This is a genomic window from Pseudomonas grimontii (assembly GCF_007858185.1).
GTDB lineage: Bacteria > Pseudomonadota > Gammaproteobacteria > Pseudomonadales > Pseudomonadaceae > Aquipseudomonas > Aquipseudomonas grimontii.
In genome coordinates, this window is sequence record NZ_VFES01000031.1 from 48,955 (window position 1) to 60,095 (window position 11,141).

Sequence of the window (11,141 nt, forward strand, 5' to 3'; positions counted from 1 at the left end):
AGCTCGACATCTCCCACAGGGGATCAGCGGTGCCCATGCGCTCTACGACCTGGCTGCTTCCAGCCTGTCACCCGTGTTCAATGCGACGTCCCTTCCGCAAACTCAACCTTATTGCCCACGTTGTACTTGCCCGACGGCTTATTCATGGGAATACGCTTCACCTCCTTGAGCGTCTGGCTGTCATACACAATCAACGCCCCGTCCGTGGCCCAGATGCTCAGCAACACATACCGCCCATCCCGGGTGAATTCCACGTGGGCCGCCGTCTTGCCCGGCATCGGCCGCAAGGTGTGGGCGATCTCCAATGTCTGCTTGTCGATCAAGTGAATCGCATCATTGTCCGGCCCAAAAAACACGTCGCTCCACACATAGCGCGAGTTCACGTGGCTGCGCATGAAAAAGCCCGGTCCAAGGGTGGGGATCTGTTTGAGCAGGGTCCAGGTCTTGAGGTCGATCACCGAGATTTGCCCCTTGCTGATATTCGGCGTGGCAAACACCCATTGCCCGTTGCGTTGCCAGTACGTCCCCGAGCCCAGGTGCGGCATGCCGGAGAGTGGGATGTCGGTGACCACGCGGCCGCTGTCCAGGTCGATCACCTGGCCGCCGCCGGCCTTGCGTGAGGTGGCGATCAGTTGCCGGTAATCGGGCGAGAACGAGAAGTCATCGAGCACGTCCTGGGCCTGGATGCGCCGGGGTTTGAAGCTGGGTTGGGCATCGGCATAGGACAATTCCCAGACCTCGTTCACGTCCTTGAGTGCGACGATAAAACTGTTGCGCGGTGGCGCGGTGTACACCGCACTGACCCGTGAGCCGGTGTCCAGGGTCTTGACCAGCGACAGGTCGCGCGCATCCAGCAGCACCAGGTTGCCCGGCAGGTAATTGCCCGCCAGCACCCAGCGCCCATCCTTGCTCACCGCCAGGTTGCGGGTGTTGAGACCCACGCGGATTTCGGCGATCAGCTTGAGGTTGTGCAGGTCGTATTGGCTGATCCAGCCATCCCGCGAGGCGAAGTACACAAAGCGTCCGTCCGGGGAGAATTTCGGCCCGCCGTGCACCGCGAAGTGAGTGGGGAAACGGTCCAGCACGGCAAAGGTGTCGCCGTCGAGAATATCCATGTGATGGTCGCCGGATTCCACCACCACAAACAGGTTGAGCGGGTCGGCGTGATGCTGTGGCGTGCTCGGCAATTGGCGCAGGTCCGCCAGCACGCTGTGGCTGTTGCGGATGTCATGCTCGTTCCACGTCGCTGGTGAGTCAGGCGGCTGTTGCAGAAACTCAGCCAGCCCATCCATTTGCGCGGCGCTCAGTTGCGGCGCGAACGCGACCATTTGGCTGGCGGGCCGGCCTTGTTCGATGACCTTGCGCACTTCTTCCGGCTTGATCCGCCCCAGGCTTTCCGGGAGCAGTGCCGGGCCGGTGGCACCGATGCGATTGAGTCCATGGCAGCTTTCGCAATACTGGCGGTAATCCTGCGCTGGCGTACCGTGCGCGGCCGTCGCCCAGAGCAGCGGCACCAGCAGCAGGCGTTTCATACCGCCACCGCTTCACGGGCCGGTGCCAGGCTGGCCGGAAAGTGCAGGGCGGCGCCGGCAAACAGGCTGACGACGTGGCCGATCACCGTGAGGGTGGGCACGCCCGGTTCACAGTCGGCGGCCAGGGTGGGTAATTGGCGCAGGGTGCCACGGGCGACGTGCTGGTCGGCGCGCGCGCCATTGCTGATCAGGGCGGCCGGTGTATCCCCCGGCAAACCGGCCGCCACCAGATGTTCGGCGATCAGTGCCAGGTTCGACAGGCCCATGTAGAACACCAGCGTCTGGCTCGGCTCGGCCAGGCTCGCCCACGGCAGTTTCAAAGCACCGTCGCGCTGCAGGTGGCCGGTGACGAAGCGGCACGAATTGACCAGGTCGCGATGGGTCAACGGAATACCGGCATAGGCGCTGCACCCGGAGGCGGCGGTAATGCCCGGTACCACCTGGCAGGGGATCCCACGCGCAAGCAGGTACTCCAGTTCCTCGGCGCCGCGCCCGAAGATAAACGGGTCGCCGCCCTTGAGGCGCACCACCCGTTGGCCCTCGTCGGCCAGCTCGGCGAGCAGTTCGTTGAGCTGATCCTGGGGCAGGCTGTGACAGCCGCTGGCCTTGCCCACGTAGTGGCGGGCGCAGGTCAGTGGGATCAGCGCCAGCAATTCAGCGCTGATCAGCCGGTCGAACACCACCGCATCGGCCTGCATCAACAGGCTCCAGGCGCGCAGGGTCAGCAGGCGCGGATCACCGGGGCCGGCGCCCACCAACGCGACTTCGCCGGGGTGGAAGGGGCTGTGCAAACTGGCCGGCAGGCCAATTGAAGGTTGGGCAGTTGAAGTGTGCATGCGACGTCCTTGGTTCATCATCAGGTAGGCGGCCCCCGGTTGTGTCACCGGGTGGTCGAGCAAGGGATCAGGGTCGGCGCCTGGCAGGCGATCTCGGCGTCGCTGAAGTAGCAACCGGGGTCCGGGCCCCACAGGTCGCCATCGGCCCAGGCGCGGGTGCGCGTATTGCCGTTGCAGATCGGCAGCCAGCGGCATTCGGCACAGCGCCCGCCAAGGCTGCGCGGGTGTTCGCGCAGGCGCAGCAGCAACGGGTCGGGCTGTTCCAGCCAGAGCTGGCGGAAGGTGGTGTTGCGCACATTGCCCACCGACTGCTGCCACCAGTAGGTGTCCGGGTGCACCTCGCCGGTGTTGTCGATATTGGCGATGCCGCTGCCCGAGGCATTGCCGCCCCAGGCATGCAGCAGGTGCTCAAGCTGCGGGTAATGTTCGGGCAGGTGCTGGTGCACCCATTGCAGCAACAGCACGGCGTCGGCGTCGTTGTTGCCGCTGACGAAATCGCTGTCCACGCCGTTCTGAATATCGCTCCAGGCCTGCTGGAAAATCAGCGCCATGGCCTCGCGGCTCATCTGCCGGTGCGCATCCAGTTGGCGGCTGCGCTTGCCGCGCCCACTGTAGTTGAGGTGTGACAGGTAGAACTTCTGTACATCATAGGTGCGCATCAGCGTCAGCAGTTGCGGTAACTGCCCATGGTTGTCCTGGGTCAGGGTGGTGCGCAGGCCCACGCGAATCCCGGCCTCGCGGCACAGGCGAATGGCGTGCATGGAGCGCTGGAAACTGCCGTGCAGTTGGCGAAAGGCATCGTGGGTCGCTTCCAGGCCGTCGATGCTGATGCCCACGTAGTCGAAGCGCGCGTCGGCAATCTGCTGGATGTTGTGCTCATCGATCAGCGTGCCGTTAGTCGACAGCGCGACGAAAAAACCTTTGTCACGGGCATAGGCGCTGAGTTCGAAGAGGTCGTCGCGCAGCAGCGGCTCGCCCCCGGACAGGATCAACACGCGCACCCCGGCGTCGTGCAAATCGTCGATCACCCGCAACGCAGCCGAGGTGTCGAGCTCATCGCGAAACACGCTGTCGGCACTGGTGGCGTAGCAATGTTTGCAGGTGAGATTGCAGCGCCGCAGCAGGTTCCAGATCACCACCGGCGGCCGCTCACTGCCAGGGGGCGAGGTGCGCGGCGGCGGGCAATGGCCGGCGAGGGTGCGCAGGTACTGACTGATTCGCAGCATGGGCTATTCCTTTGAGTGCGCCGGCGTCAGGCGCAGGCCGGTTTTTTTCAGGATGCGGCTGCTCACCAGCATTTCGTCGCTGCGGCAGGCGTCCCCCAGCAGGAAACGCAGGTGCTCGCGGTAGCTGTCGATTTCTTTGCGGCTGCGGCCATGCACCATGGCGAACAGGTTGTAGGGCCAATCCGGGCGCCGGGGGCGACGGTAGCAATGGCTGACAAACGGCTGGGCGCCGATCAGTTCACCCAGGCGCGGTATGTGCACATCGGCCACGTCCCACACGGTCATGCCGTTATGCCGATAGCCCAGGCGGTAGTGGTTGGGCACGGCGGCGATACGCCGGATCGCGCCTTCGGCTTGCAGGCGCTTGAGCAGGTCGAGGGTCGATTCGACGCTGATACCCAACTGCTCGGCGAGCCAGGCCCAAGGGTCTTCCACCAGCGGCAGGCCGCTTTGGGTCAGGGCGACCAGGTGCAGGGCCAGGGTGTTGTCAGACCGGGAAATACAGACCGACATGGTAGGTTTGCTCCTTCGGCAGATTGAGCACCGCCAACCCGGTCAGGGCCTCGATGCGGGACAGGGTGGCGGCCAACTCCCGCTCGGTGGCGCAGGCCAACACGAACCACATGTTCCAACGGTGTTCGCGGCGGTAGTTGTGGGCCACCTGGGGCAGGGCGTTGAGCTGTTCGGCGACCGCGTCAAACTGCGCCTCGGGTACGGCCAGCGCGGCCAGGGTGAAGGCGCCGCCGAGACGCTCGATGTCGAACATTGGGCCAAAGCGCGTGAGTACGCCGTCTTCGAGCAGGGCATACAAGCGGTCGAGCAGTTCACTCGGATGGCTGTGCAGTTCCTCGGCCACCTGTTGCCATGGCTGGCGCACCAGCGGCAGGCCATGTTGCAGGCGTTTGATCAATTGCCGATCCAGCTCATCCATGGGCCCATACCTGCGACGGTGGTGGTGCAAAACGCCCGCCGCATTGCTTGAAGGCGCGGGTGCTGAACAGCAGCTGGTGGGGCAGGTCGCTGAGCAGATGCTGCTCCAGCAACCCTTGGATCTGCGCCTCGACCACCGCGCGCTCGCGGCCGTGGACCATGCAGAACAGGTTATAGCGCCACTGCGGCAGGCGCCGCGGACGCTGGTAGCACAGGTTCACGCCGGGCGCGCCGCCCAGGCGCGCGCCGACTTCATCGACCAGCGCATCCGGCACATCCAGCACCAGCATGGCGTTGGCCACGAAGCCCAGCGCGCGATGGTTGAGCACCAGGCCCACACGGCGGAACAGGCCCTGGTCACGCCATTGCTGCATCTGTTGCAGCACCTGATCGTGATGGGCGCCGATCTGCTCGGCGAGTTCGTCGTAGGGCCGCGCGACGATGGGCAAACCGCGCTCCAGGCACTGGCGCAGGTCGAGCATCTGCTCGTGGTTCAGTGGCGTGATCACGGCTGCTCTCCCAGGCTACCCACTTCAAAAAAATCCCCCGCAGCTGTCGAGCCTTGGCGAGGCTGCGTTTGCGGTGTATCTGAGCCACCGCTGACGCAGCCTCGCCAAGGCTCGACAGCTGCTACGCGCGGGGCTTCTCCCGCTTCGAGGGGGAAACCGAGGTCGATGCGATAGGCCGTGAGCATCGGCAGGTCCAGGGGGGTGAGGCCGGTGTCTTTCTCCAGCTCGTCAAGGATTTGCTGCAGGTGCTGGCGATGGGGCCCGGTGAGCACGAACCACAGGTTGTAATGATGCTCGCGGGCGTAGTTGTGATTGACCTCCGGGTACTGGCTGACCCGCGCGGCCACTTGTTCCAGGCGCTCGATCGGCACCGCCAGGGCGGCCAGGGTGCTGGCGCCCGCGCGGGTGTGTTCGAACACCGGGCCGATGCGCGACAACGCCCCGGCCAGTTCCAGGCGTTGCAGGCAGGCCATCACCTCGGCCTCGTTGCAGCCCAGCACCTGGGCCATTTCGCGGTAGGGTTCGGCGCACAGCGGCATGCCGTGCTGGAAGCGTTCAATCAATTGCTGGCTGAGCGAATCAAGGTCCATTTCAATACCCCATTTTTTGCGCGCGCAGGCTGAAGAAAATTCCGCTGGGACTCTGGGCCGGCAGGCTTTTCAGCAGGGTCAGGCGGTACGGGTCCCACACTTGCAACTGTTCGCCATCGCGCACCGACAGCCACAGTTGCTCGCCGCGCCCGGTGAATTCCATATGCAACACACCGGGGCCAGGACGCAGGTCGGCGACCACCTGGTGGGTTTCGGTGTCGAGCACCTGTACCCGGTCGTTATCCGGGTAGGCGAAGTTGACCCACAGCTGGCGCCCGTCGGGGCGTGCAGTGACGAAAATCGGCTGCCCAGCCACCGGGATCGTCGCGGTCTGCCGCCAGGTGCGTGCGTCCATCACCAGTACCTGGTGGCGCCCCACGGCCGGCACGAACGCCTGGTCATCGGCGACGGCCCACCCCTCCAGATGCGGCATCTTGTACACGGGCAGCTTGGCCTGGCCGCGCCCATAGTCCTTGAGCACGCGCACCACGCCGCGCTCCGGGTGCCACAGGTCGAGCTGGGCCATGCCGTCTTCACCGAACAGCCCGGCCATGTAGTAGCGGCCATCAGCAGTGATCAGCGCGTCATAGGGTTGCTCGCCGATGTCCTTGAAGCGGGTGATGCGCGGCGGGTTACCGTGGCTGAAGTCGGCGCTCCAGATCTCGCCGGTGTCGAACAGGCTGAACACGAAGCGCTGCCCAGGTGCGTCCACCAGGCCGACCACCCGCGAGCGTTTGCCATCGGCCATTGCGGTCGCGGGGATGTCGGCGATGAGGGTCAGGTTCTCGGCATCGAACACCTTGACCCCGCCAGGCACGTAGTTGGACACGGCGATCAAACGCCCATCCTGGCTGATGGCGCCGCCGATGCTGTTGCCGCCCTGGACGATGCGCCGCTCGATGCGTTGGCGCAGCAGGTCGATCTTGGTCAGCCCGCCATCGCGGGCAAATACATAGGCGTAACGCTGGTCGCGGGAGAACACCGCCGAGGCGTGGGATAGGTCGCCCAGCCCCTCGATACGGGCCAGTTCGGTCATGCCGGTGCTCTCGATAATCTGCACGCTGCCACTGGCGCGTTCGATCACCAGGCCCAGGTCGCCGCTGCCGCGTAACACGGGTTGGGCACAGGCGCCAAGCAACAGGCACAGGGAGAACAGGGTGGGTCGCATCATGGTGGGGGGCTTCCTTGCAAAAGGCGGTCGACCAGCCAGGCAATATCGCCGGCACTGAGCAGCGGGCCCCAACCGGGCATGGCGCGGGCAGGGCGGCCGTAGGTCACGGTGGCGATCAGGCTGTCGCGGCTGTGCTGGGCGAGGGCTTGCGGTGTGAGCGCCGGGCCGAGGCCGCCGGTGAGGTGCAGGCCATGACAGGCGCCACAGTCCTGGGTCAACAGGTGTTCAAGGCGGGCAGCGTCCTGGGTGGCCGCTGCCCGTGCGGGAATCAGCAGGAGCAGCGCCATGGCCGTACCGATGATCGATGCTTGCATGGCGTGCTCCTTGTGCTTATTTCAAGGTCAGGACCCAATCGGCCAATACCTTGGCTTCATCATCGGTGACTTGGTTCGGCGGCATCGGGACCGGCCCCCAGTTGCCCTGGGTACCGTTCTTGATGTGGCTGGCCAGGGTGGTGGCGGCGTCTTTCACACCGGCATTCTTGGCGGCGACTTCCTTCAACGCCGGCCCCACCAGTTTGCTGTCGATCATGTGGCAACCCACACAGGGTTTGCTGTTGAACAACCCAGGGCCGTCTTGTGCCAACGCCGGTTGCAGGCTGAGCGCAGCGGCGGATGCCAGCAGTGCGAGGAGCATATTTTTCATTGGGTGACCTCGTGTTGATGGGGCTCAATAAATGTCGTGTTGGGTGTTGTAGACGTTGAACTTTCCGGTCGGCGTGATCAGGCGCTTGTCGCGGATCACTTGCTTGAGCTTCAAGGTCTTGTCATCGATCACCACCAGCGCCGACTCTTCGGTCTGGCCGTTCCACACCGAGAACCACACCTCGTCACCCGCCTTGTTGTATTCCGGTTGCACCACCCGCAGCGCGCCTTGCTTGATGCCCGAATACTCGGCAATCGGCAGCACGGTGTAGCCCTTGTCCAACTGCTTGATATCGAACACCGCCACCGACTGGCTGAGCTTGGCGTCGGGGTTGAGGGTGGTGTCGACGTACAGGTGATGGGAGTTGGGGTGGGTCTTGATAAACAGCGAACCGCCGCCCTGGCCCTTGAGGGATTCCACCTGTTTCCAGGCGTATTGCGGGTGCTTGACCGGGTCGGTGCCTATCACCGAAATACCGCCGTCGCCCAAGTGGCTGGTGGCCCATACAGGACCGTATTGCGGGTGGGTAAAGTTGGCGCCGCGACCTGGGTGCGGGGTTTTGCCGACGTCGACCAACGCGGTGAGCTTGCGCTCCTTGGAGTCGATCACTGCGACCTTGTTGGAGTTGTTCGCGGCGGTCATGAAGTAGCGGTGGGTGCTGTCCCAGCCGCCGTCATGCAGGAACGGCGCGGCGTCGATGGTGGTGATGGTGAGGTTCTTGATGTCCTGGTAATTGACCAGCATCACCTTGCCGGTTTCCTTGATATTGACGATGAACTCCGGCCACTCGTGGGAGGCGATGATCGCCGCCACGCGGGGTTCGGGGTGGTATTCCTGCTTATCGACGGTCATGCCGCGAGTGGACACGATCTGCTTGGGCTCCAGGGTCTCGCCATCCATGATGGTGAACTGCGGCGGCCAGTAGGAACCGGCAATCGCGTACTTGTCTTCATAGCCCTTGAACTTGGAGGTCTCCACCGAGCGCGCCTCGATGCCGACCTTGATCTCGGCGACTTTGGTCGGCTCCAGGGGCCACAGGTCGATCATGTCGATCTTGGCGTCGCGGCCGATTACCAGCAGGTAGCGGCCCGACGCGGAGATACGCGAGATATGCACGGCGTAGCCGGTGTCGATCAGCTTGATGATCTGCTTGGTGTCGCCGTCCACCAGGGCGATCTTGCCGTCGTCGCGCAGGGTGACCGAGAACAGGTTTTGCAGGTTGAGCGTGTTCAGCTGTTTTTTCGGCCGGTCTTCGGGCTTGACCAGTACTTTCCAGGTCTTGAGGGTTTCGGCCATGCCCCATTCCGGCGGGGTGGGTGCGGTGTGCTGGATGAAGGTGGCCATGCTGGTGATCTGCGCCTTGGTCAGCGCGTTGGACGTACCCCAGTTCGGCATGCCGGCCGGGGAGCCATAAGTGATCAGCGCTTCCAGATAGGCCTGGCCACGGGCCTGGGTGATGTCCGGGGTCAGCGGCTTGCCGGTGGCGCCTTTGCGCAACACACCGTGGCAGCCGGCGCAGCGTTCGAAGTAAATCTGTTTGGAGGCGTCGAAGTCCGCTTGGCTGATGTCGGGCGCGCCGTGGCTTTTCACCTTCTCGGCATGCGAGTCGCCGTGGGCGTTGATGGGCAGTGCCAGGGCTAAGGCGCAGCTCAGGCCGGCGAGGCCAAGGCCCCAGGGTTTTCTGTTGCGAGTCAGCATTCCATTTCTCCTCAGGCAAGACCTTTGCGATGCCCGGCGAAGGCTGGGTAGAGCGCAGGTTCTTAGTGCCAGGCAAGACTATGTTGCAGCGGCGCAATGCTCGCTTGACGGCGATCAAGTTTGCCGTTGTGCGTGCTTGCCAGGTTGTCGCAGGGGCCCTTAGCGTGGGGGCCGAACCCGTTGCGAGTACGTGTGATGACCGAGCCCTTCTATCAACCGCAGGACAACGAACAGCAGCTGTTCGAACACGCCTGGCACCACCACCTGCCGGTGCTGATCAAAGGTCCCACCGGCTGTGGCAAGACGCGCTTCGTGCAGCACATGGCGCACCGCCTGAACCTGCCGCTGTACACCGTGGCCTGCCACGACGACCTCAGCGCCGCCGACTTGCTCGGCCGCCATCTGATCGGCACTGACGGCACCTGGTGGCAGGACGGCCCGCTGACCCGCGCCGTGCGCGAAGGCGGGATCTGCTACCTCGACGAAGTCGTCGAAGCGCGCCAGGACACCGCCGTGGTGCTGCACCCGATTGCCGATGAACGCCGCGAACTGTTCCTGGAGCGCACCGGCGAAGTGCTCAAGGCGCCGTCGTCGTTCATGCTGGTGGTGTCGTATAACCCCGGCTACCAGAACCTGCTCAAGGGCATGAAACCCAGCACACGCCAGCGCTTCGTGGCGATGCGTTTTGCTTACCCGCCGGTGGCCGACGAGGAACGCATCGTTGCCCGCGAGGCCGGTGTGGATGTGGCGCTGGCCGCCCAGGTCGTGCGCCTGGGCCAGGCGTTGCGTCGGCTTGATCAGCATGACCTGGAGGAGGTGGCCTCCACTCGGCTGCTGATCTTCACCGCGCGCCTGATCGGCGCCGGCATGAGCCCGCGCGAAGCCTGCCTGGCGTGCCTGGCCGAACCGTTGAGCGACGACCCGCAGACCGTCGCCGCGCTGATGGACGTTGTGGATGTGCACTTTGCCTGAACCGCGCCGCCTGCCAGGCGACTTGGCGATGTGGTTCTTCATCCTCGCCGAACTGTCGGTGTTTGCGATCCTGATCCTGGCATTTGCCGTGACTCAGGTGCTCAAGCCCGAGTTGTTTGCCGCCGGGCGAGCACAGCTGGACACCTCGACCGGGTTGGCGATGACCTTGAGCCTGCTGACCGCAGGGTTGTTGGCAGCGTTGGCTGTGCAGCAGGTGCGTTTGCGACGTCCGCGTCGGGGCGCTTGCTTGTTGTTGGGGGCGCTGTTGGTGGCGCTGGTGTATGTGGCGATCAAGCTTGGCGAATACTCGCACCTGATGAGCCTCGGGCTCGGACTTGAGCGCAACACGTTTTTTACCTTGTACTGGATGCTTACCGGGTTTCACTTTTTGCATGTGCTGCTGGGGATGGTGATTCTCGGGTGGCTGGCGTTGCGCTGTTGGCAGCGGGCTTACCGGGTGCCGGGCTTGAGCGGTTTGGAATCCGGGGTGCTGTATTGGCACATGGTGGATGTGGTGTGGGTGGTGTTGTTTCCGCTGGTCTATGTGATTCGCTGAGGTGTGTATGACGGATTCCCAGACGCTGATCCTGTATTGGGTGGTGTTGGTGGTGCTGAGCGTTGGCACTGTGCTGACGGGGGCGTCTGGGTTGTGGTGGGGGGTGTTGTTGCTGGCGGTGGTCAAGGGGTGGGTGATCGTGGATGGGTTTATGGAGTTGCGGCGTGGGCCAGTGTTGTGGAGATTTTTGATGCTGGGGTGGGGGGTGGTTGTGGTCGCTTTACTGAGTACATATCCGTTATTTGCGTAGCGGCTGTTTACGGGCTCGGCGTGCCCTCACTCCAGATCAAAAGCCAAGCCGCGGCGGCCTTGGAACCGACCGGTGTTGTGTCTGGTGTACTCGGTTAAAAATGTGGGAGGGGGCTTGCCCCCATATGCGCTAACCAAATCTCCCACTCCATAGCTCATCTTGCTGGTATCCCCGTTTTCGCGGGGATTCACGCAGTTTCCGACTTATCGTTCCCCACTCTTCAAGG

At 63.9% G+C, this 11,141-nt stretch carries 13 protein-coding genes and 1 pseudogene; 3 read left to right on the forward strand and 11 right to left on the reverse strand.

From position 1 onward, the window contains the following. Nucleotides 1-77: 77 nt before the first annotated feature. The 11 genes and pseudogenes from FIV39_RS30170 to nirS all read right to left on the reverse strand — a co-directional run bounded on the left by FIV39_RS30170 (nt 78) and on the right by nirS (nt 9,137). A complete protein-coding gene (locus FIV39_RS30170; RefSeq protein WP_090403070.1) occupies nt 78-1,532 on the reverse strand; it encodes a nitrite reductase in 1,455 nt (484 codons plus the stop codon). Beyond that, nucleotides 1,529-2,368, reverse strand: a complete 840-nt coding sequence (gene cobA, locus FIV39_RS30175) for a uroporphyrinogen-III C-methyltransferase (RefSeq protein WP_090403072.1) — start codon at nt 2,366-2,368, stop codon at nt 1,529-1,531. The genes FIV39_RS30170 and cobA overlap by 4 nt, the downstream gene beginning before the upstream one ends. A 44-nt stretch (nt 2,369-2,412) precedes the next feature. Then, nucleotides 2,413-3,594, reverse strand: coding sequence for a heme d1 biosynthesis radical SAM protein NirJ (nirJ, locus tag FIV39_RS30180; RefSeq protein WP_090403075.1), 1,182 nt, complete (start codon nt 3,592-3,594; stop codon nt 2,413-2,415). A gap of 3 nt (nt 3,595-3,597) precedes the next feature. Then, nucleotides 3,598-4,107, reverse strand: a complete 510-nt coding sequence (ahbB, locus tag FIV39_RS30185) for a siroheme decarboxylase subunit beta (RefSeq protein ID WP_090403077.1) — start codon at nt 4,105-4,107, stop codon at nt 3,598-3,600. Beyond that, the gene (locus tag FIV39_RS30190) at nt 4,082-4,525 is read right to left on the reverse strand and encodes an Lrp/AsnC family transcriptional regulator (RefSeq protein WP_090403079.1); all 444 of its coding nucleotides are present in this window, start codon (nt 4,523-4,525) and stop codon (nt 4,082-4,084) included. Before FIV39_RS30190 ends, ahbB (FIV39_RS30185) begins: the two co-directional genes overlap by 26 nt. Further along, a complete protein-coding gene (ahbB, locus tag FIV39_RS30195; RefSeq protein WP_159440147.1) occupies nt 4,518-5,006 on the reverse strand; it encodes a siroheme decarboxylase subunit beta in 489 nt (162 codons plus the stop codon). The genes FIV39_RS30190 and ahbB (FIV39_RS30195) overlap by 8 nt, the downstream gene beginning before the upstream one ends. Nucleotides 5,007-5,173: 167 nt before the next feature. Next, a pseudogene (locus FIV39_RS30200) lies at nt 5,174-5,623 on the reverse strand (Lrp/AsnC family transcriptional regulator); the annotation flags it as partial. A 1-nt stretch (nt 5,624) separates the two neighbouring features. Then, entirely contained in the window at nt 5,625-6,794 is a 1,170-nt protein-coding gene (locus FIV39_RS30205; RefSeq protein WP_090403082.1) for a cytochrome D1 domain-containing protein, read from the reverse strand. Next, entirely contained in the window at nt 6,791-7,108 is a 318-nt protein-coding gene (locus tag FIV39_RS30210) for a c-type cytochrome (protein WP_186731568.1), read from the reverse strand. The genes FIV39_RS30205 and FIV39_RS30210 overlap by 4 nt, the downstream gene beginning before the upstream one ends. Nucleotides 7,109-7,124: 16 nt before the next feature. Continuing rightward, on the reverse strand, nt 7,125-7,439 hold the full coding sequence (locus tag FIV39_RS30215; protein ID WP_090403085.1) for a c-type cytochrome: 315 nt from the start codon (nt 7,437-7,439) through the stop codon (nt 7,125-7,127). Nucleotides 7,440-7,463: 24 nt separating this feature from the next. Then, nucleotides 7,464-9,137 (reverse strand): nitrite reductase, encoded by a 1,674-nt coding sequence (nirS, locus tag FIV39_RS30220; protein WP_090403087.1) that lies wholly within the window; start codon nt 9,135-9,137, stop codon nt 7,464-7,466. Nucleotides 9,138-9,332: 195 nt separating this feature from the next. On the opposite strand from nirS, the gene FIV39_RS30225 reads away from it, so the two are divergent. Genes FIV39_RS30225 through FIV39_RS30235 form a run of 3 tightly spaced genes read left to right on the forward strand, consistent with a single transcriptional unit; the run spans nt 9,333 to nt 10,915 of the window. Beyond that, nucleotides 9,333-10,109 (forward strand): CbbQ/NirQ/NorQ/GpvN family protein, encoded by a 777-nt coding sequence (locus FIV39_RS30225; protein WP_090403089.1) that lies wholly within the window; start codon nt 9,333-9,335, stop codon nt 10,107-10,109. After that, on the forward strand, nt 10,093-10,665 hold the full coding sequence (locus FIV39_RS30230) for a cytochrome c oxidase subunit 3 (RefSeq protein ID WP_090403091.1): 573 nt from the start codon (nt 10,093-10,095) through the stop codon (nt 10,663-10,665). Before FIV39_RS30225 ends, FIV39_RS30230 begins: the two co-directional genes overlap by 17 nt. 7 nt (nt 10,666-10,672) lie before the next feature. Then, nucleotides 10,673-10,915 (forward strand): cytochrome C oxidase subunit IV family protein, encoded by a 243-nt coding sequence (locus FIV39_RS30235; RefSeq protein ID WP_090403093.1) that lies wholly within the window; start codon nt 10,673-10,675, stop codon nt 10,913-10,915. Nucleotides 10,916-11,141 lie beyond the last annotated feature (226 nt).